Here is a 25,730-nt window from a genome sequence, read left to right on the forward strand (position 1 = left end):
AGTACTCAGCCACCGCTCATCCGGCGCCCACCGCTCCCCTACGCGGCAGCCACACCCACATCAGCAGCGCCCCCACGCCCAGCACCACCGCGCCGACGCGGAACGCCAACGCGTATCCCTCCGTCAGCGCCCCCGGCGTGGCGCTCCCGGCCGACCGCGCCGCCGCCAGCGTCGACATCACGGCCAGTCCCAGCGAACCGCCCATCGTGCGCGAGGTGTTGACGAGCCCGGACACCAGGCCGGCCTCCTGCGGCGGAGCCCCTGACGTGGCCAGCGCGGCGAGCGGCGTGCCGGCCAGCCCCGCGCCCAGCATCATCAGCACGCCCGGCAGCATGATCGCCGTCAGGTACGCCCCGTCCGCGCGCATCGTCGACTGCCAGGCGAAGCCGGCCACCGCGACCAGGGTGCCCAGCACGGCGACGGTGCGCGCCCCGAGACTCCGCATGAACCGGGGCGCGATCTTCGACCCCAGCACCACGGCCAGGGAGCTCGGCACCAGCGCGAGCCCGGCCTCCACCGGTGAGTAGCCCAGCACGTTCTGCGCGTACAGGGTCATGAAGAACCACATGCAGAACATCGCGGAGCCGGACAGGAACATGGCCACGTTCGCGGAGGACACGGCCCGCAGCCGCAGCAGGCCGAGCGGCATGAGGGGGGCCTGCGTGCGTGCCTCGACGACGAGGAACAGCGCGAGCAGCACGAGCCCCGTCAGCAGCGGCACCAGCGTGGCCGTCGCCGTCCAGCCGGCGGCCTCGGTCTGTGAGATGCCGTACGCGAGCGTGGCGAGCCCGGCGGTGACCAGCAGCGCGCCCGGCAGGTCGAGCCGGCGCCCGTCCCCGGCCCGCCCTTCGGCCAGGTACAGGACCGCTCCGGCCAGGACGACCGCCCCGACGGGCACGTTGATCAGCAGCACCCACCGCCACGACAGCGCGTCCACCAGGACCCCGCCGACCAGCCCCCCGGCCGCGCCGCCGCCGGCGCCCACCGCGCTCCAGGTGCCGATCGCCCGGGCCCGTGCCGCCCCCTCCGGCACCGACGCGGTGAGGATGGTCAGGGTCGAGGGGGCCAGCACGGCGGCCCCGAGGCCCTGCACCGCCCTCGCCAGCAGCAGCTGCCAGCCGTCCTGGGCGAGTCCGCCGCCCAGCGAGGCCAGGGTGAACAGGCCGAGCCCGACGAGGAACATCCGCTTGCGGCCGTAGAGGTCCCCGGCCCGCCCGCCGAGCAGCATGAACCCGGCGAAGGCGATGGCGTACGCGTTCACCACCCACTGCAGGCCCTGCTCGCTCAGGCCGAGCCCGGTGCGCATCGAGGGCAGGGCCACATTGACGACGGAGATGTCGAGCACGACGAGGAACTGCCCGGCGCAGGCGATCGCCACCACCAGCCAGGTGGGGGGCGCGCCGCGACGGGAGAGGCGGGGAGCGTCAACGGCTTCGAGCATGGGTGTCATGCTCTCAACCCCCGCCCACCCCTTGCATCGGCATTTCGCCCCGTCGTGTCCCCCAAGGCGAAGAACCCTGCTCGTACCGGTCGTCAAGGATGAGCCGGAGCCGCCGGGCGCGACAGTCAGCGCGTGAGAGCCGCGCTCCTCCGCACCCCCGTTCGGCCGAGCCCGGTGGGGGTGCGGCACGATGGGGCCCGTACCGGCGTACGACCGAGAGGACCGACCCCCATGCCCGCGGCACCCAAGCCCGAGATCCTGGCCGCGTTCGAGGCGGCGAAGGGGTTCATGCCCACGGGCGAGGGCCTGGCCCTGTACGCGGCGGCCGTGGAGGCCGGACGGCTCGGCCTGCCGCTGCTGGAGGTCGGCACGTACTGCGGCCGTTCCACCGTCCTGCTCGCCGACGCGGCCCGCCAGGGCGGCGTGACCGCGCTCACCGTCGACCACCACCGGGGCAGTGAGGAGCAGCAGCCGGGCTGGGAGTACCACGACCCGGAGACGGTCGACCCCGAGGTGGGCCTGATGGACACGCTGCCCACCTTCCGCCGCACGCTGCACCGGGCGGGCCTGGAGGACCACGTGGTCGCCCTGGTCGGCCGCTCCCCGCGGGTGGCGGCAATCTGGCGGACCCCGCTCGGCCTCGTCTTCATCGACGGCGGCCACACCGACGAGCACGCCACCGCCGACTACGAGGGCTGGGCCCCGCACGTGGCGGAGGGCGGTCTCCTCGTCATCCACGACGTCTTCCCGGACCCGGTGGACGAGTTCACCGGTCAGGCCCCGTACCGCGTCTACCTCCGGGCACTCGGCTCCGGCGCCTTCACCGAGGTCTCGGCGACCGACTCGCTGCGCGTGCTGCGGCGCACGGGCGCGGGGATCTGACCCCACCGGCCCGCCGGCCGCCCCCCGACCACCCGTGGGGCCGCCGTACGCCCTGTGGTGCCCAGGGACGGCCGCTAGGGTGGCAGACGTGTCGTACGTAGGCCCGGACTTCGATCCCCCCCAGCCCCGCCGCCCCCGGCGCGGCCCCGTGACGGTGGCGGTCGCCGCGCTGGTGCCGGGGGCGCTGCTCGGATGGCTGGTGTACGAGGCGGTGGGCGGCTCGGGTGACGGGGGCGGCGCGGGGAACACCGCGGTGCGGACGTCCGCGGCCTCGACGACGAGCGCTCCGCCGAGGACCTCACCCGGTGATGGCTCGGACGCCAAGGAGCCGAGCGCGTCGCCGGCACCGTCGCGCACGCCGTCGGCTTCCGCGCCCGCCGCCTCCGGCCCCCTGAAGGGGAAGGTCGTCGTCATCGACCCGGGCCACAACCCGGGCAACTTCCAGCACGCCGCCGAGATCAACCGGACGGTGGACATCGGCACGAACCGCAAGGAGTGCGACACCACGGGCACGTCCACCGACTCCGGTTACACGGAGGCCGAGTTCACCCTGGACGTGGCTCACCGCCTGCGCACGCTGCTGCGGCAGCAGGGCGCCACGGTGCGACTGACACAGGACGGCGACCGGCCCTACGGCCCGTGCGTGGACGAGCGGGCCCGGATCGGCAACCAGGCCGGGGCCGACGCCGTCGTCTCGATCCACGCGGACGGCTCCGCCGCCGGCAACCGGGGCTTCCACGTCATCCTGCCGGGCAGCGTGCACGCGGGCGCCGCCGACACCCGCCCCATCGTCGCCTCCTCCCGCGCCCTGGGCGAGCGCGTCGCGGGCACCTTCGTCCGCGTCACCGGCAGCGCGCCCTCCAACTACGTCGGCGGCGGCACCGGTCTCGTCACACGCAAGGACCTGGGCGGTCTCAATCTGTCAACGGTTCCCAAGGTGTTCATCGAGTGCGGCAACATGCGCGATAGCAAGGACGCGGCACTGCTGACCAGCGGCGCCTGGCGGCAGAAGGCGGCGCAAGGGATCTCTGAGGGAATCGTGAGCTTCTTGCGCGGGTAGCGATGGGCGGGCAGATCCGGACGGACACGTCGACCGGGCGGACGATAGTGTCGCCCCTACGATGAGGGGCCACCCCCGCGCTTCCCACCCGGGCCGGACGGCGACATGGTGACAGCGACGCCTCTACCGACGACGAGACGACTGACGAAGGACCTGAAGTGAATATCCGCTCCCTCACTCGAGGCGACGGCGTGGTGATCGGAGCAGCGGTGTTGCTGTTCATCGCGTCGTTCCTCGACTTCTACTCGTCCGACGGCGCTCCGGACGGCCTGGACATGCCCAGCCTGTGGGGCAGCGGCCCGGTCCTGATGAGCGTCGTGCTGGCGGGACTCATCGGCGCCGCGCTGGTCGTCGTGAGCCGCGGGCTGCCGCAGGCCCCGAAGGTCGCCGGTCTCGAACTGGGCCAGCTCGGTGTCGCGCTGACGGTGTTCGCCGCGTGGAGCGCGCTCGGCAACGTCTTCGACCCGGCGAGCGCGGCCAACAACTTCGGCACGGATGCGTCCGACGGCCCCGACCCCGGCATCGGCCTGATCCTCGCCCTCGTCGCCACGCTGCTGATGGCGGCCGCCGCCATCGCCACCCCCCTCGTGCCCGCCCTGAAGGGCGCCCTCATCCCCGCCCCGCGCCCGGCCTCCCCTCAGCAGCCCTACGGCGCCCAGCCGCAGGGCGGTTACGGCTACCCGGGCGCGCAGCAGCCGCCGTACGGCGGTCAGCCGTACGGTGGTCAGCCGCAGCAGGCCCCGCAGCCGCCGGCCGCGGACTTCTCGCCGTTCTGGTTCGCGGTGCCGGTGCCGCGGCCGCTGTTCCCGGAGGACGGCTCGCCGACGCCGATCGCCGAACTGGCGCCGGGCACCTGGTACCTGGCGGTCGAGCAGCGCGGCGCGGCCCTGGTCGCGCAGACGCAGGACGGCCGCCGCGGCGTGCTCCAGGACACCTCGGGCATCCAGCGCGGCTGAGCCCATGGCCGGCCGCTCACGGCCCCGCACCCCTTCCGGGTGCGGGGCCGTTGCCGTACAGTCGGCGCCCCGCTCGGCTGACGGATCGTCGGGAGGCACAGGTGCGGCTCGGTCTGGCGCTCGGCTACTGGGGCCGCGGCCCCTCCCCCGACCACGTGCCGCTCGCCCGGGAGGCCGAGCGGCTGGGCTACCACTCGGTGTGGACGGCCGAGTCGTGGGGCTCGGACGCGTTCACCCCGCTCACCTGGATCGCCGCCCACACCTCGACCATCCGGCTGGGTACGGCGGTCGCGCAGATGGCGGCCCGGTCGCCGACCACGACCGCGATGCACGCGCTGACGCTGGACCATCTCTCCGGCGGACGGATGACGCTGGGCCTCGGGCTGTCCGGTCCGCAGGTCGTCGAGGGCTGGTACGGCCGCCCCTTCCCCAGGTCGCCGCTGACCGCGACCCGCGAGTACGTCGCCGTCGTACGGCAGGTGCTGCGGCGCGCGGCGCCGGTCGAGCTCGACGGGCGCTTCCACGCCCACCCCTACCGGGGCCCGGACGCCACCGGCCTCGGCAGACCGCTCAAGCCGATCACGCACCCCCTGCGGCCCGACCTGCCCGTGCTGTTGGGCGCGGAGGGACCGAAGAACGTGGCGCAGACCGTCCGGATCGCCGACGGCTGGCTGCCGCTGTACTGGTCGCCGAGCCGGCCGACGGAGGTGTACGGCAAGGCGGTCGCCGACCTGCCGGAGGGCTTCGTCGTCGCCCCCCTGGCGCAGGTGCGGGTCTGCGACGACGTCCGAGAGGGGCTGCTCCCGGTGAAGGCCATGCTCGGCTTCTACATCGGCGGGATGGGCCACGCGGCCCGCAACTTCCACGCCGACCTGATGGCGCGCATGGGGTACGAGGAGCAGGCCCGTCGGATCCAGCGGCTGTTCCTCGCGGGCCGCCGGCAGGAGGCGGTCCTGGCCGTCCCCGACGCGTTCGCCGACGAGATCTCGCTCGTCGGCCCGCGCGAACGCGTGGCCGAACGCCTGGAGATGTGGCGCCAAGGCCCGGTGACGGACCTGCTGGCGCTGGCGCCGGACCGTCACACCCTGCGCGTCCTCGCCGAGTTGAACACCTGAGCGATACATACGGGTTTCATCCCGGCATGACGGGCTACCCGACGGGCATGTCCCCTCGATATCGCAACGGCGCGAATCAGGCCGGCACGATCATCGCGGTCGTCGCCGACATCATGGCCCTCATCCTGGGCCTGTGGATTCTGATGTACCTGCTGGACGCGAACCGTGGAAACGACTTCGTGCAGTTCGTCCACGACGCGGCCCGCTGGCTGGCGGGCTGGTCGCACGACCTGTTCACGTTCGACGCGGCGTGGGCCCGGGTCGTGGCCGGTTACGGTCTGGCCGCGGTCGTGTACCTCTTCGTGGGTCACGCGATCGCCAACCGGGTGCACCGGCACTGAGCAACGGCGCGGCGGCCGGGACGCGCCGGGTTCGTGGGCGCCGTCGGCCGTTCGCGTCAGTCGCAGCAGTCCGGGTCCAGCCCCTTGGGCAGCTGGTCGCCGCCGAACACCTGGCAGGTGGCCTCGTGCCCGCCGAGGGCGGCGACGGCCAGCAGCAGTGAGCCGGCCGTCCAGGTGGTCAGCTCGCGCGGCCAGACGGCGTCGTCGTCGAAGACGTAGCCCGTCCAGTACAGGCCGGTCTCCGCGTCGCGCAGGTGCTGGATCGACTGGAGCACGTCCAGCGCGCGGTCGGACTCGCCCACCGCCCAGAGCGCGAGGGCCAGTTCGGCCGACTCGCCGCCCGTGACCCACGGGTTCGGCACCACGCAGCGCACCCCGAGGCCGGGGACGACGAAGCGGTCCCAGCTCTCCTCGATACGGGCCTTGGCCTCCGCGCCGGTGAGCGCGCCGCCGAGCACCGGGTAGTACCAGTCCATCGAGTAGCGGTCCTTGTCGAGGAACCGCTCCGGGTGGCGGCGTATCGCGTGCCGCAGCATGCCCGCGGCCAACTCCCAGTCGGGCTGCGGCTCCTCGCGCTGCTCGGCGATGGCCAGCGCGCACCGCAGCGCCTGGTGGATGGAGGAGCAGCCGGTCAGCAGCGCGTCCGTGGTGTCGGTGCCGTCCTCGTCGCGCCGCCAGCCGATCTGCCCGCCCGGCTGCTGCAGCCGCAGTACGAACTCCACCGCCGCGTACACCACGGGCCACATGCGGTCCAGGAACGTGTCGTCGCCGGTGGAGAGGTAGTGGTGCCAGACGCCGACGGCTGTGTAGGCGACGAAGTTGGTCTCCCGGCCCCTGTCGGTGACCTCCCGCGCGTCGCCGTCCGTGTAGGCCGCGTACCAGGAGCCGTCCTCGTTCTGGTGCCGGGCCAGCCACAGGTACGCCCGTTCGGCGGCCTCGTGCTCGCCGGCCGTGTCCAGGGCCATCGCGGCCTCGACGTGGTCCCAGGGGTCCAGGTGGTGGCCCCGGAACCACGGGATCGCCCCGTCCTCCCGCTGCACGGCGAGGATGCCGGCGACGGTCGCGGCGGCCTGCCCGGCGGTGAGCACCCCGGGCAGGACCAGGTGTTCCGTCCGGGGAGTCGTCACTGGGCGTCCACCACCGGAAGGTGCGGCTTGGTCGCGTACGCCACGAAGCTCTTGCCGATCAGCGGGTTCAGCGCCTGCTCCGCGAGCCGGGTCGCCAGCGGCTTCTTCATGATGTCCCAGACCAGCAGCTTGTGGTACGCCCGCACCGGCAGCGCCTTGTCGTTGTCGACGCCGAACGCGCACTTCAGCCACCAGTACGGCGAGTGCAACGCGTGCGCGTGGTGCGTGCCGTACGGTTCGAGACCGGCCTCGCGCATCTTCGCCAGCAGCTCGTCCGCCCTGTAGATGCGGATGTGGCCGCCCTCGACCTCGTGGTAGGCGTCGGACAGCGCCCAGCAGACCTTCTCGGGCCCGTAGCGCGGCACGGTGACGGCGATCCGGCCGCCGGGCTTCAACACCCGCACCATCTCGGCGAGTACGCCCTTGTCGTCCGGGATGTGCTCCATCACCTCGGAGATGATCACGACGTCGAAGGACCCGTCGGGGAAGGGCAGGGCGAGGGCGTCGCCCTCCATCGCCGTCGCGGTGGCGCCTTCGGGGGCCTCCCCGGCCTCCTTCATCGCCGCGAACCACTTCGCGACCTCGCGGATCTCCTCGCCGTTCTGGTCCAGCGCCACGACCCGCGCGCCGCGCCGATAGCACTCGAACGCGTGCCGGCCGGCACCGCAGCCGAGGTCCAGGACACGGTCGCCCGGGGCGAGCGGGAACCGGGAGAAGTCGACGGTCAGCACGTGGCCCTGCTTTCGGGGTAGACGCCTTCAACACCTGCGGACGCCGCGGAAGCGGCACCTGTCGCGGCCGCGGGTCGGCCGGGGCTCCGGTCCGCGGAGCGGTCGGTGCCCGTCGGGGAGCGGCGGGCGGATGCCGGGTCGCGGGCGATGGCCTCGCGGTACCGGGCCACCGTGCCCTGCGCGGCCCGCGCCCAGGTGAACTTGTCCAGCACCCGTGCACGGCCCGCCGCGCCCAGCCGCGCCCGCAGCCCGGCGTCCCCGAGCAGCCGGCCCAGCCCGGCGGCCAGGGCGCCCGCGTCGCCCGGCGGCACGGCGAGGCAGGTCTCCCCGTCGCGCCCGGCCACCTCCGGGATCGCCCCGCCGGTGGTGGCGACCAGCGGGGTGCCGGTCGCCATGGCCTCCGCCGCGGGGAGGGAGAAGCCCTCGTAGAGGGAGGGCACGCAGGCGACCTCGGCCGAGCGCACCAGGTCGACGAGTTCCGCGTCGGAGATGCCCTTGACGAACTCGACGGCGCCCGACAGTCCGTACCGTTCGACCGCCTGCGCGACGGGTCCCTCCGTGGGCCGCTTGCCGACGACGACGAGATGGGCGTCGGGGTGCTCGGTGCGCACCTTCGCCAGCGCCTCGACGAGGAAGACCAGGCCCTTGAGCGGCACGTCGGCGCTGGACGTCGTCACGATCCGGCCCGGCACCTGCGGCACGGACGGGTCGGGCGAGAACAGGTCGGTGTCGGCGCCGATGTGCACCACGTGGACGCGGTCCTCCCGCACGCCCAGGTGGTCGACGATCTCCGCCCGCGACGACCCGGACACGGTCAGCACCGACGGCAGGCGGCGCGCGACGCGCTTCTGCATCCGGGTGAAGGCGTACCAGCGGCGCACGGAGCAGCGCCGCTGCCACGTCTCCGCGGCGTCCAGCTCCAGCTGCCGGTCGACGGTGATCGGGTGGTGGACGGTGGTCACCAAGGGCGCGCCCAGGTCGCCCAACAGGCCGTAGCCGAGCGTCTGGTTGTCGTGCACGACGTCGAAGTCGCCACGCCGGGCCCGCAGATGACGGCGGGCGCGCAGCGAGAAGGTCAGCGGCTCGGGGAAGCCGCCGGTCCACATCGTGGCGACCTCCAGCGCGTCGATCCAGTCGCGGTACTCGTCGCGCTTGGGGGTGCGGAAGGGGTCCGGCTGGCGGTAGAGGTCGAGGCTGGGCAGCTCGGTCAGGCTCAGGCCGTCGTAACCCTCGTCGAGGACGGGGTACGGCTGTGCGCCGATGACCTCGACCCGGTGGCCGAGACGGGCCAGCTCGCGCGAGAGGTGCCGTACGTAGACGCCCTGGCCCCCGCAGAACGGGTTCCCTTTGTAGGTGAGGAGCGCGATGCGGAGCGGTCGCAAGCCGTCGGCGGCAGGGCCCTCCGGAGGCCCGGCCTGACTGGCCTCAACGGTCACTCTGGGCCCCCTTCTGCCTGCACTGTCCCGCGAGATTACGCCGGGACGCTAATCTAGAACAAGTTTCAGAGTTGATCGTCCGGAGGCTCTGAATCTACCGGCAGGTAGGGGCGCTGTGGTCAGTGGATCAGGTGATTCACGCCACGGCCGACACCGTGCCATGCTGTCTGATCACTCGCCCTCACCGACTGTCACGGAACGGGACCCATGTCTGCGGAAGCCAAGGTGAACAAGGCGGACAGTCCGGCCGCGCCCCTCACCGAGCGGCAGGAGGCCCGCCGGCGCCGCATCCTGCACGCCAGTGCGCAACTGGCCAGCCGGGGCGGGTTCGACGCGGTGCAGATGCGCGAGGTCGCGGAGTCCTCCCAGGTGGCGCTCGGCACGCTGTACCGCTACTTCCCCTCCAAGATCCACCTGCTGGTCGCCACGATGCAGGACCAGTTGGAGCACATGCACGGCACGCTGCGGAAGAAGCCTCCGCAGGGCGAGACGGCGGCGGAGCGGGTCGCGGAGACGCTGATGCGGGCCTTCCGCGCGCTGCAGCGCGAGCCGCACCTGGCCGACGCGATGGTCCGGGCCCTGACCTTCGCCGACCGCAGCGTCTCGCCCGAGGTCGACCAGGTCTCCCGCCAGACCACGGCGATCATCCTGGACGCCATGGGCCTGGAGGACCCGACCCCGGACCAGCTCTCCGCGGTCCGCGTCATCGAGCACACCTGGCACTCCGCGCTCATCACCTGGTTGTCCGGCCGCGCGTCCATCGCCCAGGTGAAGATCGACATCGAGACGGTGTGCCGTCTGATCGATCTGACGAGCCCGAAAGTTTCGTAGCCGTTCCGTTAGCCACGACGCGCCCACCGACGGGGCTGCCCTTTGCCGCTCCACGACAACCCCCTGCGCGAACGGTTGACGGAGCTGTGCCTCCTACGTACGTTCTCCGCATCCATTCGGATAAAATCCCGAAAATTTCGAAGCCGAGACCTTCGAGACCAGCACCAGCCCGGCCCCGGACGTACGCACCACGGCACGGACCCTCGCACCCGACGAAGACCCGCACCTGTACGACAGTCAGAGGATGACATGCTCATGATCAGATTGGCCGAGCGACGAGGGCGGCGTCGCGCCGCCCCCCTGAGCCTCACCACGACCGCCCTGCTCACCCAGCGGCAACGTCATGACGATGCGCCCGACGGCAACGGCAGCCTCGCCCCCGGGGCGTCGACGAGCTTCGGCTTCACGGTCATGAAGAACGGCACCAGCACGCCTCCGGCGATCGGAGCGTGCGCGGCCTCGTAGGGCAGGCGGGCGGCCCCGTACCCGGGTGGTGGGCGTGCCCCTCATGCCACCCGGGTACGGGCAAGAGCGCACCCCCGTCCACGCCGACGAGCGGGCCCCTCGGCCAGGGACGCCGTCGTCCGCGACCGGCCTACTCCTCCGGAGGGAACACCGCCTCCCCGCTGCCCAGCAGGGTGATCACGATGGCCTCCACCGGGCAGTTCTCCGCCGCCGCGAGGATCTGTTCGCTCGCGTCCGGCTCCGGGTCCGCCGGACGGGACCGGCGACCGGAGTCGAGGTGGAAGGCGCCGGGGGCGTGGTGGAGGCACTGGGCGGATCCGACGCACAGGGAACGGTCGACGCCGACGTGCCAGCGGTCGCCCGCTCCCGAGCTCCCTCCTCCGCCCGGCCGGGGGGACACCCCCACCCCTCAGCCCTCCCAGCCGGCGGGGAGGTGGACCATCTTGTGTTCCAGGTACTCGCCGTAGCCCTCGGGGCCGAACTCCCGCCCCAGACCCGAGTTCTTGTAGCCGCCGAACGGGCCGAGCATGTCGAGGCTGAAGGTGTTCACCGAGTAGGTGCCGGTGCGCACCTGCCGGGCGATCTCGATGCCGTGCTCGACGTCCGCCGTCCACACGCTGCCGCTCAGCCCGTACTCCGAGTCGTTCGCGATCCTCACCGCCTCGGACTCGTCGTCGTACGGGAGCAGGCAGATCACCGGGCCGAAGATCTCCTCGCGTGCGATCCGCATGGTGTTGTCGACCTCGCCGAAGAGGGTGGGCTCGACGTACCAGCCGCGGTCCAGGCCCGCCGGGCGTCCGCCGCCCGTGAGGAGCTTCGCGCCCTCCTCCTGTCCGACGCGGATGTAGTCGAGGCTGCGCCGCTGCTGCCGCCTGGCCACCAGCGGCCCCACCTGGGTCGCCGGGTCGAGCGGGTCGCCGACCACGAGCGCGCTCGCGGCCCGCGCGAAGGCGTCGGCGAACTCCTCGTAGCGGGCGCGCGGCAGGAGGATGCGGGTCTGGGCGACGCACGCCTGGCCGTTGTTCATCCAGGCCGCCGGGACGATCCCGGCCACCGCCGCCCCCACGTCCGCGTCCGGCAGGACCACGGCCGCCGACTTCCCGCCCAACTCCAGCGTCACCCGGGTGACATGGCGGGCCGCCACCTCCATGACGCGTTTGCCCGCCGCCACCGACCCGGTGAACGACACCTTGTCGACGCCGGGATGCCCGACCAGGTACTCGCTCACCTCACGGTCCGCGGGCAGGATCGACAGCACGCCCTCGGGCAGCCCCGCCTCCCGTGCGATCTCGCCGAGGAGGTAGGCGTCCAGGGGCGACTCGGGTGACGGTTTGAGGACCACCGTGCAGCCGGTGAGCAGCGCGGGCGCGAGTTTGGCGGCGGCCACGAACTGCGGCACGTTCCAGGGGACGACGGCCGCGACCACCCCGACCGGCTCGCGCCGCACGAGGATGCGGCCGAGCACGCCGTCACGCCTCTCCTCGTACGGGAAACGGCGTGCGACCGTGATCGCCGCGTCCCACACCATCACCGCGCCGAGCGCCTGCGCGAGGACGCTCCAGGAGTAGGGGGAGCCGTTCTCGGCGGAGATGACGCGGGCGATCTCGTCGTGCCGGGCGGCGACGCCGTCCTTGATCCGTGTGACGATCTCGATCCGCTCGTCGAGGCTCGTGCGGGGCCAGGGCCCCTCGTCGAAGGCCCGGCGCGCCACCGCCACCGCCCGGTCCACGTCGGCCGCCGTGGCGTGCGGGACCCGTCCGATGACCTCTTCCGTGTGCGGCGAGACCACCTCGATGACGTCCCTGCCCAGGGGGTCGGTCAACTTCCCGCCGATGAACAGCTGTCCGTGTTCCACGAGCTCGGTCGTCATGGCGACTGCCTCCCCGGGGACGGTATCTGACGCTTCATCAGATGTGGGAACAGATACCAGCTCCCCTCGCAGGAGTCCACAGCCCGCGCGCCGCTCCACCGGGCCGGACGGATGACTCGGGCTACCGTCGGAACCTGTTCTAGTTATAGTGGCGGGAGCGCGGCGATCGGGGGAGCCCATGACGCAGGTGCACGACCACGGCGGCGGCGTCCATTCCCTCCGGGTCCCCATCCCGGACAACCCCCTCGGCCACACCCTGGTGTACGTCGTCGACACCGACCGCGGCCCGGTCCTCGTGGACACCGGCTGGGACGACCCGGCCTCCTGGAACGCCCTCGCCGAGGGCCTCACGGCGTGCGGCACCTCGGTCGCCGACCTGTACGGCGTCATCGTCACCCACCACCACCCCGACCACCACGGCCTGTCCGGCCGGGTGCGGGAGGCCTCCGGGGCGTGGATCGCGATGCACGCCGCCGACACCGCGGTCGTCCGCCGCACCCGCGAGGCCCGCCCCGGGCAGTGGCTGTCGTACATGGCGGCCAAGCTGGCCGCGGCCGGCGCCCCCGAGGAGCACCTCGCTCCGCTGCGCACGGCCCGTCCCCGCGCCCTGCCCGGCCTGTCCCCCGCGCTGCCCGACCGCGAGATCGTGCCCGGCGACCTCCTCGACCTGCCCGGCCGCCGGCTGCGCGCCGTCTGGACCCCGGGGCACACGCCCGGCCACGTCTGCCTGCACCTGGAGGAGGACCACCCCGCCGGGCTCCCGGGCCGCGGCCGCCTGTTCTCCGGCGACCACCTGCTGCCGGAGATCACCCCCCACATCGGCCTGTACGAGGACCCCGACGACACCTCGGTCACCGACCCCCTCGGCGACTACCTCGACTCCCTCGAACGGGTCGGCCGCCTCGCCCCCGCCGAGGTGCTCCCCGCCCACCAGCACGGGTTCACCGACGCCCCCGCCCGCGTACGGCAGTTGCTGCTGCACCACGAGGAACGGCTGAACGGCCTGCTGGCCCTGCTCTCCCAGCCCCTCACCCCCTGGCAGCTCGCCGAGCGCATGGAGTGGAACCGCCCCTGGCAGGACATCCCCTGCGGATCGCGGAACATCGCCGTGTCGGAGGCCGAGGCCCACCTGCGCCGGCTGGTCGGGCTGGGCCGGGCGGAGGCGGTGGCGGGGAGCGACCCGGTGACGTACGTGGCGGCGTCGTGAATCCCGGGCGCGCCCGCAGGAAGCCCTGCTGCCAACGTCCGCATGGACCCCTTGGAGGGCCTCCTGGCCGAACGCGCCTGCGAGCGCCTGATCCTCGACTTCGCCCACCGTCTCGACCTCGGTGAACCCTCCTCGGTCGCCGACCTGTTCACCGAGGGACGGCACCTGGCAGTGGCCGGAGGGCCAGCGGCTGATCGAGGGCCGGGACGCCCTGCGCGCCTGCTTCGGCTCCCGTCCCGCCGACCGCCTCTCCCGGCGGATGATGGCCAACGTCCTGGTGACGGTGGTCTCGCCGGAGACCGCCACGGCGACCTCGTACTTCGCGACGTACCGCGTCGACGGGCACGACGGCGGCATGGTCCGGCCGGGCCGCCGGTCCAGGTCGGGCACTACGAGGACACCTTCCGCGCGACCGCGGACGGCACCTGGCTGCTCGCCTCCCGCACGCTCCGCCTCCCCTTCGGCGGCCCGACCCCGCACGCCGGACGGGCAGGGCGCTGACGCCCCGCCATCACCTGGCCGCCAGGGGCCGGACGGCGACCGCGCGTCAGGGCAGCCGGGCGCGGATCAACTCCCCCGCCGGCGCGAGCAGTGGGACCTCCTGCCGGTTCATGGCCGGCTGGGCCGCACGACGGCGCAGGGCCTCGGCCAGACCGGCCCCCGTACGCGGCGACGGGTCGGCGAGCAGCGCGTCCAGCAGCGTGCGGGCGAGGGCGGCACGCGGGTCCGGGGCGACGGCGACCTGGGCGAGGATCACCGCGGACATGGCCCAGTCCAGCCCCGGGTCGCCCTCCTCGGTGTCGGTCCAGTCGATGACGCGTGGGCCGTCGGGTGTGAGCAGCACGTTCTCGGGGTGCAGGTCGAGGTGCAGGACGCGGACGGCCGGGTCGGCCAGGTCCCGGGCGGGAAGCCGGTGGAGATGGCGGAGGAGGCCGGCTAGGACGGCCCCGGCCTCCGCGGGGTCCAGGGAGCCCGCCAGGCACGCCTGGAGCATCGTCGGCCCGGACAGCCGTTCCATGACCAGGTCGGAGCCCGAGGAACGGTCGAGCCGCACGCGGGGCACGGGGTAGCCGTGCCGGCCCCACGTGCGCCATCACGGCCGCCTCGGCGGCGGCGTCGCCCCGGCCCTCCCGGTCGCGGCGCAGCACCCACGCCCCGTCGATCGCGTACACGTCGGCCGAGCGTCCCGAGCCGAGCAGTCTCCCCGGAGGTATGGGCATGACGCGAACCTACCCAGCCGCGTGGGCGCCCCTCGGCCCGTTCCCTACGGGCGGGTACAGTAGCCAGGTCGTCATCACACCCGTACGGGGGAAAGCCGGTGCAATTCCGGCGCTGACCCGCAACCGTGAACCGCCCGTCCGCGGGCGGTGAGCCGGATCGCCCCGGGCGGGAACGTGACCGGCTCACGTGCGTCGGCGCTCCCGCCGCCGCACGGCACCGTCGAGGAATGCGGAGCCGAGCCGCCGGGGTGTCCCGTGCTGCCCGGCTCCCTCGCAGGGGAGGGCACCCGCCCATCATGAACGTCCGCCGCAGCGCCGCGGTCCTGGCCGCCATCGCCGTGATCGGCACCACGACGCCCGCCGTCGCCGCCCCGTCCCCGTCGCCGTCCCGGGCGTTGCCCGCCGCCCTGTACGGCGACAACGACCCGCGGTACGACGGCGTCTGGCGCCAGTCGCTCGCGCTGCTCGCCCAGGACACGGTGGGGGTCAGGCCCGCGCGGCAGGCCGTCGACTGGCTCGTGGACCAGCAGTGCGCGAGCGGCGCGTTCGCCCCGTACCGCGCCGACACCGGCCGGCCCTGTGACGCGAAGACCCCCGTCGACACCAACCAGACGGCCGCCGCCGTGCAGGCCCTGGCCGCGCTCGGCGGGCACGCCGATGTCACCGGCAAGGCGGTCGCCTGGCTGAAGTCCGTGCAGAACGAGGACGGCGGGTGGGGTTACACGGCGGGCGGCCCGAGCGACGCGAACTCGACGTCCGTCGTCATCGGCGCGCTGGCCGCCGCCGGCGAGAAGCCGGCCGAGGTGACGAAGGGCGGCCGGTCGCCGTACGACGTGCTCGCGAAGCTGTCCCTTCCCTGCCATGAGGACGGCGCAGGCGCCGTCGCGTTCCAGCCGGGCAAGCGGGGCGAGCTCGTGCCCAACGCGGACGCGACGGCCGCCGCGGTCCTGGGCGCCCTCGGCAAGGGCTTCGTGACGAAGGCCGGGAAGGCCCCGGGAGACCAGCACGGGTGCGCCGGTTCCGACCGGCTCACCCCGCAGGACGTGGCCCGCAACGGCGCCGCCTACCTGTCCGAGGAGACGCGCGCCACCGGCCATCTCACGTCCGCGCTCGGCGGCGGCCCGGACCAGCCCGACCACGGCACCACCGCCGACGCGGTCGTCGCGCTCGCCGCGCAGGGCCTGACCGCGCAGGCCGAGAAGCCGTACGCCTGGCTGGAGGAGAACTCCGCGCGGTGGGCGAAGCAGAGCGGCCCCGCCGCCTACGCCCAGCTCGTCCTCGCGGCGCACGCGATGGGCGCCGACCCCCGCGACTTCGGCGGCACCGACCTGGTGAGGCAACTGAACGCGACCGGTCCGGCCCCGGCGGCGGCCGAGCAGACCGAGCCCGCCGAGAAGCAGGACGACGGCTCCCCCTTCGGCGTCTGGTGGTACGTCGGCGTCTGCCTCGTCGCCGGCATCGGCATCGGGTTCCTGTTCAGCGGCCGCAGGAGGCAGCAGTCGTGATCCGCCGGGTCGTCCCGCTCGTGCTGGCCGCCCTCCTGGTGTCGGCGGGGGCCGGACAGGCGCAGGCCGCCGGATACCGCTACTGGTCCTTCTGGGAGCGTGACGGCGACCGCTGGACCTACGCCACGCAGGGTCCGTCCACCACCCGCCCCGCCGACGGCGACGTCCAGGGCTTCCGCTTCGCGGTGAGCGAGGACTCGGCGGACGCGGCCCGGCCGCGGGGCACGGCCGGCTTCGCGTCGATCTGCGCCAAGACGCCCCCGCGGGACGGCAGGAAGCGGGTCGCGCTCGTCCTCGACTTCGGTACGGCGGCGCACGCCCCGTCCGGCGAGACCCCGCCGGCCCGCCGCACCGCCTGCGCCCGCGTCTCCCCCGACGCGACGACCGCGGAGGCCCTGGCCGCCGTCGCCGGGCCCCTGCGCTACGACACCCACGCCCTGCTGTGCGCGATCGCGGACTACCCGCGGCAGGGCTGCGGCGCGCAGGTGACGGGCGGCCAGGGCAAGAAGACGGACGGTCAGGAAGAACAGTCGGACGGCCGGGAAGAGCAGGGGGACGGTCGGGCGAGCGAGCGGCCGGCGGCACGGCAGGAATCCTCGGACGGCGGGCCGTCCCTGGGGCTCGTGGCGGGCGTCGGCGTGGTCGTGCTCCTCGCCGCCGGGGCCGTCTGGCAGGCGCGCCGCCGTGCGTAGTCCGCAGGGCAGGTGCCTGCACCCCGGCGCCTGGTGGGTATGGGCCCTCGCCCTCGGCACCGCCGCCACCCGCACCACCAACCCCCTGCTGCTGGGCCTGCTCCTTGCGGTGTCCGCCTACGTCGTGGCGGCCCGCCGCACGGACGGCCCCCACGCCCGTTCCTACGGCGCCTTCCTCGAACTCGCCCTGGCCGTCGTGCTCATCCGCCTGTTCTTCGCCGTCGCCCTCGGCTCCCCGATCCCCGGCACGCACGTGATCGCCACGCTCCCCGAACTGCCGCTGCCCGACTGGGCCCAGGGCATCCGCCTGGGCGGCCGGGTCACCGCCGAGGCCCTCGTCTTCGCCCTGTACGACGGACTGAAACTGGCCACCCTGCTGGTCTGCGTCGGCGCCGCGAACGCCCTCGCCAACCCCTCCCGCCTGCTGAAGTCCCTCCCCGGCGCCCTGTACGAGACCGGTGTGGCCGTGGTCGTGGCCCTCACCTTCGCCCCGAACCTCGTTACCGACGTGCGGCGGCTGCGTGCCGCGCGCCGTCTGCGGGGCCGCCCCGACAAGGGCGTACGAGGGTTGCTGCAGGTCGGTCTGCCGGTGCTGGAGGGTGCCCTGGAGCGGTCCGTCGCGCTGGCCGCCGCGATGGACGCGCGCGGCTACGGCCGCAGCGCGCGGGTCCCCGCCCCGGTGCGCCGGACCACCACCGCCCTCACCCTCGGCGGCCTGCTCGGCGTGTGCGCCGGAACGTACGGGCTGCTCACCGCCGAGGGCGGCACGTACGGGGTTCCCGTCCTGCTCGCCGGTCTCGCCGCCGCCCTCGGCGGGCTGTGGCTGGGCGGCCGGCGCTCCCTGCGCACCCGCTACCGCCCGGACCGCTGGAACACCCGGGCCTGGCTGGTGGCCGGTTCCGGCGTTGCGGTCGCGGCGCTGCTGGCCCTGGCCGCCTCCCGCGACCCGGCGGCCCTGCACCCCGGCGTGGTGCCCCTGGTCGCGCCGGCCCTGCCCGTGTGGCCCGCCGCGGCCGTCCTCCTCGGCCTGCTCCCGGCCTTCGTCGCCCCGGACCCCAAGGAGCCGTCGTGATCCGTTTCGAGGGTGTCTCCGTGACGTACGACGGGGCGCCGGGACCGACCGTCAGCGGTGTGGACTTCGAGGTCCCGGAAGGGGAACTCGTCCTGCTCGTCGGCCCGTCGGGCGTCGGCAAGTCGACCGTGCTCGGCGCGGTCAGCGGTCTCGTCCCGCACTTCACCGGCGGCACCCTGCGCGGCCGGGTCACGGTGGCCGGGCGGGACACCCGTACGCACAAGCCGCGTGAACTCGCCGACGTGGTGGGCACGGTGGGCCAGGACCCGCTGTCCCACTTCGTGACGGACACCGTCGAGGACGAACTCGCCTACGGCATGGAGTCGCTGGGCCTCGCCCCCGACGTCATGCGGCGCCGCGTGGAGGAGACCCTCGACCTGCTGGGCCTGGCCGACCTGCGCGACCGGCCCATCGCCACGCTCTCCGGCGGCCAGCAGCAGCGGGTCGCGATCGGTTCGGTGCTCACCCCGCACCCGCGGCTGCTCGTCCTCGACGAACCGACCTCCGCCCTGGACCCGGCCGCCGCCGAGGAGGTCCTGGCGGTCCTGCAACGCCTCGTGCACGACCTCGGCACGACGGTCCTCATGGCCGAACACCGTCTGGAGCGCGTCATCCAGTACGCCGACCGGGTCGTCCTCCTGCCGCGTCCGGGCGCCGCCCCGGTCCTCGGCGCCCCGGCGGAGGTGATGGCCGTGTCCCCCGTGTGCCCGCCGGTGGTGGACCTGGGCCGCCTCGCGGACTGGAGCCCGCTGCCCCTGACGGTCCGCGACGCGCGCCGGCGGGCGGCACCCCTGCGGGAGCGGCTGGAGCGGCGGGCGGCCACGGCTCAGGGCACGGCGCCCGCCGCTCCCCCGCCGCCCGTCCCCCGCCCGGCTCCCCTCACCCGGTGGCGTCCGCGCAGGCGCCCCGCCCCGGCCACGGCACCGCCCGCCCACGCGGCCGACGTGCGTTCCCTCGCCGTCCGCCGCGGCCGTGTCCAGGCCCTGCGCCACGTCGACCTGACCGTCGACGCCGGTGAGACGGTCGCCCTCATGGGCCGCAACGGCGCAGGCAAGTCGACGCTGCTGGGCGCGCTGGCCGGGCTCGTGGAACCGGCCGCGGGGTCGGTGCGCGCCGGTGACGCGGTCCCGCACCGCACCCCACCGCGTGACCTGGTCCGCCGCGTCGGGCTCGTCCCGCAGGAGCCGCGCGACCTGCTGTACGCCGACACCGTGGCCGCCGAGTGCGCGGCGGCCGACGAGGACGCGGGCGCGAGCCCCGGCACGTGCCGTGCCCTGGTCTCCGACCTGCTCCCCGGCGTCACCGACGACATCCACCCCCGGGACCTCTCCGAGGGCCAGCGGCTGACTCTCGCCCTGGCCGTCGTCCTGACCGCCCGCCCACCGCTCCTGCTGCTGGACGAGCCGACCCGCGGCCTGGACTACGCGGCGAAGGCGCGCCTGGTCGCCGTGGTGCGCGGCCTGGCCGCCGAGGGGCACGCCGTCGTGCTCGCCACGCACGACGTGGAGCTGGCCGCCGAGCTGGCCCACCGGGTGGTGCTGCTCGCCGACGGCGAGGTGATCGCCGACGGCCCGACGGCGGACGTCGTGGTGTCGTCCCCGTCCTTCGCCCCGCAGGTCACCAAGATCCTGGCCCCGCAGCGGTGGCTCACCGTCTCCCAGGTCCGCCGGGCGCTCGGTTCGTGCTCCGCGCCCCACCCGGGAACGGCCTCATGACCCCCGGGCATCCCTCGGCCCCCACGCCCCCGACCGCCGCGTCCGCGACACGCCCCAGGTCCCAGCGCCAGGCCCAGGCCGTCCGGCTCGGCCCGCGCTCCCTGGCGGCCCTCGCCCTGGTCAGCGCCGTGGGGGTCGTCGCCTTCGGCTGGCCCTTCCTCGCGCCGCCGGGCTCCGGGATCGGCGCGCACGCGCAGGACGCGCCCTGGCTGTTCGCGGGGCTGCTGGTGCTGCTGGTCGCGATCGTCGCGGCGACGATCTCCGAGTCCGGGCTCGGCCCGAAAGCGGTCGCGATGCTCGGCGTCCTCGCGGCCACGGGCGCGGCCCTGCGCCCGATCGGCGCCGGCACGGCCGGCATCGAGCCCATGTTCTTCCTGATGGTGCTGAGCGGCCGGGTCCTCGGCCCCGGCTTCGGCTTCGTCCTGGGCGCGGTGACGATGTTCGCGTCCGCGCTGCTCACGGGCGGGGTGGGCCCGTGGATGCCGTTCCAGATGCTGGCCCTGGGCTGGTTCACGGCGGGCGCCGGCCTGCTCCCCGGCCCGGACCGGCTGCGCGGCCGTGCCGAACTGCTCCTTCTCACCGGCTACGGCTTCCTCGCCGCCTTCGCCTACGGCCTGGTCATGAATATGCAGGGCTGGCCCTACCTGGACCCGGACGGCTCCGCCATCGCCCCCGACCCGGACGCCGGGGCCCTCGCGAACGTGGCCCGTTTCGTCACGTACTGGCTGGCCACTTCGCTCGGCTGGGACCTGGGCCGCGCCACCGTCACCGTCGTGCTCACCCTCACCCTCGGCACTCCTGTGCTCAAGGCGCTGCGCCGTGCCACCCGCCGCGCCGCCTTCGAGACGCCGGTCACGTTCGAGGACGCCGCCGAGGTGAAGCGCCCCACATGACGTGGATCACCTACGAAGCGGGGCCGTACTCACCACGGGCCGGCCACACCTCCCGCTCACCCTTCTGACCTGGCGATTGCGAGCCGCGTCACAGAACGGCCCGTCACCTCACATGCGACCACCACTAGTAAAAGGGGTGATTGCGGACGAATCACCGGCCTGTTTCTCTGGACGGGTCGCCAGGCGCCGACGTGCCCCCCGGGCCGCGGCGCCGACGCATGTCCCCCCACCGCGCATCGCGTGGTTCCGGCATGCCGCGACAGCCCCGTCCCCCACGAAAGGCCCCCTGTGACCGCCGCCGTTTGCGTCCTCCGCCGCATCGCCACCCCGAAGAAGGCCCTCGCCGGCGCCGCCGTCGCCGCCGGCTCGCTGCTGGCCGCCGGCCCCGCGCAGGCCGCGACGACCGGGTCCTCCGCCCAGGCGATCGCCCAGAAGATGATCGGCGACTCGGCCCAGTACCAGTGCTTCTCGAAGATCGTCGAGCACGAGAGCGGCTGGGACGTGAACGCCACCAACGCCTCCAGCGGCGCCTACGGCCTGGTCCAGGCCCTGCCGGCCGCCAAGATGGCCTCGGCCGGCTCCGACTGGAAGACCAACCCGGCCACCCAGATCGAGTGGGGCCTGGACTACATGAAGGACCGCTACGGCAGCGCCTGCGACGCGTGGACGTTCTGGCAGGCCAACGGCTGGTACTGAGCCCCGGCCCGGCCCCTCGGAGCCGAAGGCGGCGGCCCCCTGGATCCCCGGGGCCGTCGCCTTCGTCGTCCCCGCGCACGCCGACGCCCCCGCGCGAGCACGTCGGCGCGTACGTCAGACCGCACTCACCCGCAGTTCCTTCACCCCGTTGATCCACGCGGACCGCAGCCGCCGAGGCGCGCCGACGAGCCTCAGTCCGGGCAGGGCGTCCGCCACGGCGTCGAAGATCAGGTCGATCTCCAGCACGGCCAGCGACTTGCCGAGGCAGTAGTGCGGCCCGCCCCCGCCGAACCCGAGATGCGGATTGGGGTCGCGGGTGACGTCGAAGGTGCCGGGCTCGTCGAAGACCTCGGGGTCGTGGTTGGCGGAGGCGTAGAACAGGCCGACCCGGTCCCCCTTCCTGACGTGCTTGCCGCCGAGCTCGGTGTCCTGCGTGGCCGTGCGCTGGAACGCGGCGACGGGCGTCGCCCAGCGCACGATCTCCTCGGCCGCCGTCGCCGGGCGCTCCCTCTTGTACAGCTCCCACTGGTCGGGGTGGGTGAGGAAGGCGTGCATGCCGTGCGTGATGGCGTTGCGGGTCGTCTCGTTCCCCGCCACGGCCAGCATCAGCACGAAGAAGCCGAACTCGTCGGAGTTGAGGTTCCCCTCGCCCTCGGCCGCGACGAGCCGCGTGACGATGTCCTGGGCCGGGCACTGCTTGCGGTCGGCGGCCATGCTCATCGCGTACGCGAGGATCTCGGTGGCCGACTGCGCGCCGACCTCCTCGGTGATGGCGTACTCCGGGTCGTCGTACGCGATCATCCTGTTGGACCAGTCGAAGATCCTGCTCCGGTCCTCCTGCGGTATGCCGATCAGCTCGGCTATCGCCTGAAGCGGCAGTTCGCAGGCGACCTCGGTGACGAAGTCGAAGGGCCCGGGGTGCGCCCGGGCGCCGGCGACGATGGCCCGCGCCCTGGTCCGCAACCGCTCCTCCAGCGCACGGATCGCCCGGGGTGTGAACCCCCGCTGCACGATCTGCCGCACCCGGGTGTGCTCGGGCGGGTCCATGTTGAGCAGGATGAGCCGCTGGGCGTCGATGGCGTCCCGCTCGATGTGCTCGCTGAAGCGGATGATCGCCGTGTTGAGGTACGACGAGAACAGTTCCGGGTGCGTGGAGACGTACTTGACGTCGGCGTACCGGGTCACGGCCCAGTAGCCCTCGTCCTGGAATCCGGCCAGACCCGCCGGCTGGGGGATCCAGCGCACCGGCTCGGCCCGGCGCAGTTCGGCGAACTCGGGCAGGGGCACACGGTGGTGCAGCAGATCAGGGTCGGTGAAGTCGAACCCGTCGGGCAGCGCTGGACAGGACATGGCAGGCTCCAGCCATCTGACGGACCATCAGCGAGTCGCGGTGAAGGTAGTAACGGGTTCTACAAGGCGCAAGGGCTTCGACGCCCGCAATCCAGCGCCGAGTTCGCCCGGATCACGACTTCGGCGACTGCACGACCCTTGCGGTGACGCGTGCCATATCCGCAGACTGCACACAGAACTAGAACGCGTACTAGTTCTGGACGAGCTCCCGGAGAGGACCCGCACCCATGGCCGCGGAACCCGTGATCGTCGAAGCCGTACGCACCCCCATCGGCAGGCGCGGCGGCGCGCTCGCCGCTCTGCACCCCGCCTACCTCCTGGGCGAGACGTACCGAGAACTCCTCGGCCGCACCGGCATCCCCGCCGACTGCGTGGAACAGATCGTGGGCGGCACGGTCACCCACGCCGGCGAGCAGTCCATGAACCCCGCGCGCACGGCCTGGCTGACCATGGGCCTGCCCTACGAGACGGCCGCGACGACGGTCGACGCCCAGTGCGGGTCCTCGCAACAGGCCTCCCACATGGTCGCCAACATGATCGCGGCGGGTGTGATCGACGTCGGCGTCTCGTGCGGGGTGGAGTCGATGTCGCGGGTGCCGCTGGGGTCGGGGTCGAAGCACGGGCCCGGGAAGCCCTTCCCGGACGAGTGGAACGTGGACCTGCCCAACCAGTTCGAGGCGGCGGAGCGGATCGCGCGGCACCGGGGTCTGACGCGGGAGAACGTCGACGCCCTCGGACTCCTCTCGCAGCAACGGGCCGCGCACGCGTGGGCGGAGGAACGGTTCAAGTGCGAGACGTTCGCCGTGCAGGTGCCGACCACGGAGGAGGAGCAGTACGCCGGTCAGGGCATGTGGCGTTCGGTCGACAAGGACGAGGGGCTGCGCGACACGTCCCCGCAGGCGCTGGCCGCGCTCAAGCCGATCATGCCGACGGCCGTGCACACGGCGGGCAACTCCTCGCAGATCTCGGACGGCGCGGCGGCGCTGCTGTGGGCGTCCAAACGGATGGCGCGCGCGCTGAAGCTGAGGCCGAGGGCGCGGATCGTCGCCCAGGCGCTGGTCGGCGCCGACCCGCACTTCCACCTGGACGGGCCGATCGACGCGACGAACGCCGTCCTGGGCAAGGCGGGGATGTCCCTGCGCGACATCGACCTCGTGGAGATCAACGAGGCGTTCGCGTCAGTGGTCCTGAGCTGGGCGCAGGTGTTCGACCAGGACCTGGACGCGGTCAATGTGAACGGCGGCGCGATCGCGCTCGGGCACCCGGTGGGAGCCACCGGGGCCCGGCTCGTCACCACCGCACTGCATGAACTGGAGCGGGCCGACAAGGAGTTCGCGCTGGTGACGATGTGCGCCGGTGGCGGGCTGGCCACCGGGACGATCATTCAGCGGCTGTAGAAGCCCGCCCCGCGCAGGCGGCGAACGCGGCGGGGGCGACCACGCGGCAGCAGTCCCGACTGTGGTGAGCCGGCCGCTCCCGCTGACGCCGACTGGCCACGGCCACGAGTCGCCCGGTCGCCTCCACGGAAGGGCGTGACAGCCGTCTTCATCGCGCGCACCGCCCGTCGCGGGCGTAGACGATGACCTGTCCGCCGCGCAGCCGGGTGCGCTCGCAGATCTGGAAGTACGCCTTCAGTGTCTGCCGTTTGACCAGTTCCCGGGCGAAGGGATCGAGCGGCTCGCCGGGCAGGTCGGACAGGACGATGACGCGGTCCGACGCCAGGATGCGCCGCCGGATCGTCTCGGCGGGAAGCTCGGTGCCCTGAAGGGTGCGCGAGCGCACCGGCGACTCGGCGAGGGCCAGGTCGTCCAGTCGGCCGTGAAGGGACGGGTACGACAGCAACCACTCGCGGCGCCGGGCCGGCATGAACAGCACCCCGTCGCCGGGACGCGCCGCGTGCTCGACGGCGTGCGCGAGGGCGACGACATCGTCTTTGCGGCTCTCCGGCGAACGCACCAGCAGCGACCACGGCAGCAGAACCGCGACGGCCGCCGCGGCGAGGCCACCGGCGATCAGCGTCCGCACGGCGGGGGCGAAACGCCGCCGCAGACCCACCGCCCGGTCCAGCGCGGCTCCGGCCAGGAGCGCCAGCCCCGTCATGCCGTACAGCACGTACCGCTCCACGTACCACGGCGTGACGAGGGAGACCGCCATCAGCAGGCCCGCCGGCACCACGAGTACGGGCAGCGCGAGGGATGCCAGAAGCCCCCTGCCGAGAAACCGGCACAGGAGCACTCCCACGGCCACGGTCGCCAGGAACTGAAGCCACAGGGCGAGGCCCGGCCGACCGAGCCAGCCGAGTTGCCGGTCCGCCTGCCCGGCGCCCACCACCGCCAGCGGCACCACGGTCACCAGCACGCCTGCCGACGCCGCGCCCCAGCGCCGCCACACGCGGTGCGTCCCGCGCAGCCACCACAGGGTCAGCCCGTGGGCCACCAGGACCAGCGCGGCGAACGCGTGCAGCCAGCAGCCCAGTGCGAGGAGCAGCGCGTACATCGCCCACCACGGGCGGCGGTCCGCTCCGATCCCCCGGAGGAAGGCGTACGTGGCCCATGTGACGGCGGCCGTGACCAGCGCGTACGAACGGCCTTCCTGCGCGTACTGCTGCGTCACCGGCAGCAGGACGAACACGAGTCCCGCAAGAGTCCCCGCCCGGGGTCCGGCCAGCCGGGCGCCGATGGACCCCACCCCCGCCGCGGCGAGGGCCGTCGCCACCGTCGACGGCAGCCGCAGGGCCGTCAGGCCGCCGTCCCACAGCGCGAACACGGCATGCATGAGGAGGTAGTACAGGCCGTGCACGGCGTCGATCGTGCCCAGCAGGTCCCACAGCTCGCCCAGGGAGCGATGCGCCACCTGGTAGGTGACCGACTCGTCGCGCCACATGCTGTCCTGGCGGTCGATGCCCCACAGTCCCAGGACCAGTGCGGAGACGGCGGGCACCAGCGCGGGCGCCGCCCTCCCGACGCCCCGGCTCGGCCGGTTGGCCGCGGTGCCCGGGCCGCCGGTCCCGCTCCCGCTCGCAGGGCCTGACACAAGGTCGGGATGCCGGCTGATGATCTTCTCCTGAGAAGTCCGCGTGCTGATCGCCCGACCGCGGCCGGCAGCGCTCGCCCGTGACTCCTGGG

General features: G+C 73.6%; 23 protein-coding genes and 2 pseudogenes. 16 read left to right on the plus strand and 9 right to left on the minus strand.

Going from position 1 to position 25,730, the window contains the following annotated elements:
- Positions 1–16 precede the first annotated feature (16 nt).
- The gene (locus tag ACFPZJ_RS00205) at positions 17–1,450 is read right to left on the minus strand and encodes an MFS transporter (protein ID WP_381015477.1); all 1,434 of its coding nucleotides are present in this window, start codon (positions 1,448–1,450) and stop codon (positions 17–19) included.
- 222 nt (positions 1,451–1,672) lie between these two features.
- On the opposite strand from ACFPZJ_RS00205, the gene ACFPZJ_RS00210 reads away from it, so the two are divergent.
- From ACFPZJ_RS00210 to ACFPZJ_RS00230, 5 genes are all read left to right on the plus strand, one after another.
- A complete protein-coding gene (locus ACFPZJ_RS00210) occupies positions 1,673–2,323 on the plus strand; it encodes a class I SAM-dependent methyltransferase (protein ID WP_381015479.1) in 651 nt (216 codons plus the stop codon).
- 88 nt (positions 2,324–2,411) lie between these two features.
- A complete protein-coding gene (locus ACFPZJ_RS00215; RefSeq protein ID WP_381015481.1) occupies positions 2,412–3,383 on the plus strand; it encodes an N-acetylmuramoyl-L-alanine amidase in 972 nt (323 codons plus the stop codon).
- A gap of 158 nt (positions 3,384–3,541) precedes the next feature.
- Positions 3,542–4,339, plus strand: a complete 798-nt coding sequence (locus ACFPZJ_RS00220) for a DUF5336 domain-containing protein (RefSeq protein ID WP_381015484.1) — start codon at positions 3,542–3,544, stop codon at positions 4,337–4,339.
- 101 nt (positions 4,340–4,440) lie between these two features.
- The gene (locus ACFPZJ_RS00225; protein ID WP_381015486.1) at positions 4,441–5,454 is read left to right on the plus strand and encodes an LLM class F420-dependent oxidoreductase; all 1,014 of its coding nucleotides are present in this window, start codon (positions 4,441–4,443) and stop codon (positions 5,452–5,454) included.
- A 47-nt stretch (positions 5,455–5,501) separates the two neighbouring features.
- A complete protein-coding gene (locus tag ACFPZJ_RS00230) occupies positions 5,502–5,795 on the plus strand; it encodes a hypothetical protein (RefSeq protein ID WP_381015489.1) in 294 nt (97 codons plus the stop codon).
- A gap of 56 nt (positions 5,796–5,851) precedes the next feature.
- Here the strand turns inward: ACFPZJ_RS00230 and ACFPZJ_RS00235 are convergent, their stop codons facing one another.
- From ACFPZJ_RS00235 to ACFPZJ_RS00245, 3 genes are read right to left on the minus strand one after another with little or no spacing between them, the layout of a single operon-like run.
- Positions 5,852–6,922 carry a prenyltransferase/squalene oxidase repeat-containing protein gene (locus ACFPZJ_RS00235; RefSeq protein WP_381015491.1) on the minus strand — a complete coding sequence of 357 codons (1,071 nt, stop codon included), beginning with the start codon at positions 6,920–6,922 and terminating at the stop codon, positions 5,852–5,854.
- Positions 6,919–7,653 carry a class I SAM-dependent methyltransferase gene (locus tag ACFPZJ_RS00240; RefSeq protein ID WP_381015494.1) on the minus strand — a complete coding sequence of 245 codons (735 nt, stop codon included), beginning with the start codon at positions 7,651–7,653 and terminating at the stop codon, positions 6,919–6,921. The genes ACFPZJ_RS00235 and ACFPZJ_RS00240 overlap by 4 nt, the downstream gene beginning before the upstream one ends.
- Positions 7,647–9,089, minus strand: a complete 1,443-nt coding sequence (locus tag ACFPZJ_RS00245) for a glycosyltransferase family 4 protein (RefSeq protein ID WP_381015496.1) — start codon at positions 9,087–9,089, stop codon at positions 7,647–7,649. Before ACFPZJ_RS00245 ends, ACFPZJ_RS00240 begins: the two co-directional genes overlap by 7 nt.
- Positions 9,090–9,296: 207 nt before the next feature.
- Between ACFPZJ_RS00245 and ACFPZJ_RS00250 the strand changes: the two genes are divergently transcribed.
- Positions 9,297–9,920 (plus strand): TetR family transcriptional regulator, encoded by a 624-nt coding sequence (locus ACFPZJ_RS00250; RefSeq protein ID WP_381015498.1) that lies wholly within the window; start codon positions 9,297–9,299, stop codon positions 9,918–9,920.
- Positions 9,921–10,175: 255 nt separating this feature from the next.
- Entirely contained in the window at positions 10,176–10,385 is a 210-nt protein-coding gene (locus ACFPZJ_RS00255; RefSeq protein ID WP_381015501.1) for a hypothetical protein, read from the plus strand.
- Positions 10,386–10,515: 130 nt separating this feature from the next.
- Here the strand turns inward: ACFPZJ_RS00255 and ACFPZJ_RS00260 are convergent, their stop codons facing one another.
- Both ACFPZJ_RS00260 and ACFPZJ_RS00265 read right to left on the minus strand, forming a co-directional pair.
- On the minus strand, positions 10,516–10,785 hold the full coding sequence (locus ACFPZJ_RS00260) for a ferredoxin (protein ID WP_381015504.1): 270 nt from the start codon (positions 10,783–10,785) through the stop codon (positions 10,516–10,518).
- Between the two features lie 9 nt (positions 10,786–10,794).
- Positions 10,795–12,255: an aldehyde dehydrogenase gene (locus ACFPZJ_RS00265; protein ID WP_381015507.1), complete on the minus strand. Its 1,461-nt coding sequence runs from the start codon at positions 12,253–12,255 to the stop codon at positions 10,795–10,797.
- Positions 12,256–12,433: 178 nt separating this feature from the next.
- On the opposite strand from ACFPZJ_RS00265, the gene ACFPZJ_RS00270 reads away from it, so the two are divergent.
- Both ACFPZJ_RS00270 and ACFPZJ_RS00275 read left to right on the plus strand, forming a co-directional pair.
- Entirely contained in the window at positions 12,434–13,462 is a 1,029-nt protein-coding gene (locus ACFPZJ_RS00270; protein ID WP_381015510.1) for an MBL fold metallo-hydrolase, read from the plus strand.
- A 42-nt stretch (positions 13,463–13,504) separates the two neighbouring features.
- Positions 13,505–13,963: pseudogene (locus tag ACFPZJ_RS00275) on the plus strand (nuclear transport factor 2 family protein).
- A gap of 46 nt (positions 13,964–14,009) precedes the next feature.
- Here the strand turns inward: ACFPZJ_RS00275 and ACFPZJ_RS00280 are convergent.
- Positions 14,010–14,682 (minus strand): annotated as a pseudogene (locus tag ACFPZJ_RS00280) (phosphotransferase).
- 296 nt (positions 14,683–14,978) lie between these two features.
- On the opposite strand from ACFPZJ_RS00280, the gene ACFPZJ_RS00285 reads away from it, so the two are divergent.
- The 6 genes from ACFPZJ_RS00285 (at position 14,979) to ACFPZJ_RS00310 (ending at position 21,255) form a co-directional block, all read left to right on the plus strand.
- Positions 14,979–16,187, plus strand: coding sequence for a prenyltransferase/squalene oxidase repeat-containing protein (locus ACFPZJ_RS00285; RefSeq protein WP_381015513.1), 1,209 nt, complete (start codon positions 14,979–14,981; stop codon positions 16,185–16,187).
- Positions 16,184–16,879, plus strand: coding sequence for an SCO2322 family protein (locus ACFPZJ_RS00290; protein WP_381015515.1), 696 nt, complete (start codon positions 16,184–16,186; stop codon positions 16,877–16,879). Before ACFPZJ_RS00285 ends, ACFPZJ_RS00290 begins: the two co-directional genes overlap by 4 nt.
- Positions 16,872–17,951 (plus strand): CbiQ family ECF transporter T component, encoded by a 1,080-nt coding sequence (locus ACFPZJ_RS00295; protein WP_381015518.1) that lies wholly within the window; start codon positions 16,872–16,874, stop codon positions 17,949–17,951. Before ACFPZJ_RS00290 ends, ACFPZJ_RS00295 begins: the two co-directional genes overlap by 8 nt.
- A complete protein-coding gene (locus ACFPZJ_RS00300; RefSeq protein WP_381015521.1) occupies positions 17,948–19,666 on the plus strand; it encodes an ABC transporter ATP-binding protein in 1,719 nt (572 codons plus the stop codon). Before ACFPZJ_RS00295 ends, ACFPZJ_RS00300 begins: the two co-directional genes overlap by 4 nt.
- On the plus strand, positions 19,663–20,559 hold the full coding sequence (locus ACFPZJ_RS00305; protein ID WP_381015524.1) for an ECF transporter S component: 897 nt from the start codon (positions 19,663–19,665) through the stop codon (positions 20,557–20,559). Before ACFPZJ_RS00300 ends, ACFPZJ_RS00305 begins: the two co-directional genes overlap by 4 nt.
- A 288-nt stretch (positions 20,560–20,847) precedes the next feature.
- Positions 20,848–21,255 (plus strand): aggregation-promoting factor C-terminal-like domain-containing protein, encoded by a 408-nt coding sequence (locus tag ACFPZJ_RS00310; protein WP_381015527.1) that lies wholly within the window; start codon positions 20,848–20,850, stop codon positions 21,253–21,255.
- Positions 21,256–21,369: 114 nt separating this feature from the next.
- On the opposite strand, the gene ACFPZJ_RS00315 is transcribed toward ACFPZJ_RS00310, so the two are convergent.
- On the minus strand, positions 21,370–22,605 hold the full coding sequence (locus ACFPZJ_RS00315) for a cytochrome P450 (protein WP_381015529.1): 1,236 nt from the start codon (positions 22,603–22,605) through the stop codon (positions 21,370–21,372).
- Between the two features lie 227 nt (positions 22,606–22,832).
- Here ACFPZJ_RS00315 and ACFPZJ_RS00320 point away from each other — a divergent pair, with 227 nt between their 5' ends.
- Entirely contained in the window at positions 22,833–24,002 is a 1,170-nt protein-coding gene (locus ACFPZJ_RS00320; RefSeq protein ID WP_381015532.1) for a steroid 3-ketoacyl-CoA thiolase, read from the plus strand.
- Between the two features lie 148 nt (positions 24,003–24,150).
- Here the strand turns inward: ACFPZJ_RS00320 and ACFPZJ_RS00325 are convergent, their stop codons facing one another.
- Positions 24,151–25,545, minus strand: a complete 1,395-nt coding sequence (locus ACFPZJ_RS00325) for a glycosyltransferase family 39 protein (RefSeq protein ID WP_381015535.1) — start codon at positions 25,543–25,545, stop codon at positions 24,151–24,153.
- Between the last annotated feature and the right edge of the window lie 185 nt (positions 25,546–25,730).

The organism is Streptomyces bullii, from assembly GCF_042657145.1.
Taxonomy (GTDB): Bacteria; Actinomycetota; Actinomycetes; order Streptomycetales; family Streptomycetaceae; genus Streptomyces; species Streptomyces bullii.

Excerpts from the sequence above, each read along its gene's own strand:
- ACFPZJ_RS00285 (WP_381015513.1), top strand. The coding sequence starts at position 14,979 with ATGAACGTCCGCCGCAGCGCCGCGGTCCTGGCCGCCATCGCCGTGATC.
- ACFPZJ_RS00270 (WP_381015510.1), top strand. The coding sequence starts at position 12,434 with ATGACGCAGGTGCACGACCACGGCGGCGGCGTCCATTCCCTCCGGGTC.
- ACFPZJ_RS00230 (WP_381015489.1), top strand. The coding sequence starts at position 5,502 with ATGTCCCCTCGATATCGCAACGGCGCGAATCAGGCCGGCACGATCATC.
- ACFPZJ_RS00250 (WP_381015498.1), top strand. The coding sequence starts at position 9,297 with ATGTCTGCGGAAGCCAAGGTGAACAAGGCGGACAGTCCGGCCGCGCCC.
- ACFPZJ_RS00210 (WP_381015479.1), top strand. The coding sequence starts at position 1,673 with ATGCCCGCGGCACCCAAGCCCGAGATCCTGGCCGCGTTCGAGGCGGCG.
- ACFPZJ_RS00305 (WP_381015524.1), top strand. The coding sequence starts at position 19,663 with ATGACCCCCGGGCATCCCTCGGCCCCCACGCCCCCGACCGCCGCGTCC.
- ACFPZJ_RS00265 (WP_381015507.1), bottom strand. The coding sequence starts at position 12,255 with ATGACGACCGAGCTCGTGGAACACGGACAGCTGTTCATCGGCGGGAAG.
- ACFPZJ_RS00255 (WP_381015501.1), top strand. The coding sequence starts at position 10,176 with ATGATCAGATTGGCCGAGCGACGAGGGCGGCGTCGCGCCGCCCCCCTG.
- ACFPZJ_RS00315 (WP_381015529.1), bottom strand. The coding sequence starts at position 22,605 with ATGTCCTGTCCAGCGCTGCCCGACGGGTTCGACTTCACCGACCCTGAT.
- ACFPZJ_RS00320 (WP_381015532.1), top strand. The coding sequence starts at position 22,833 with ATGGCCGCGGAACCCGTGATCGTCGAAGCCGTACGCACCCCCATCGGC.
- ACFPZJ_RS00205 (WP_381015477.1), bottom strand. The coding sequence starts at position 1,450 with ATGACACCCATGCTCGAAGCCGTTGACGCTCCCCGCCTCTCCCGTCGC.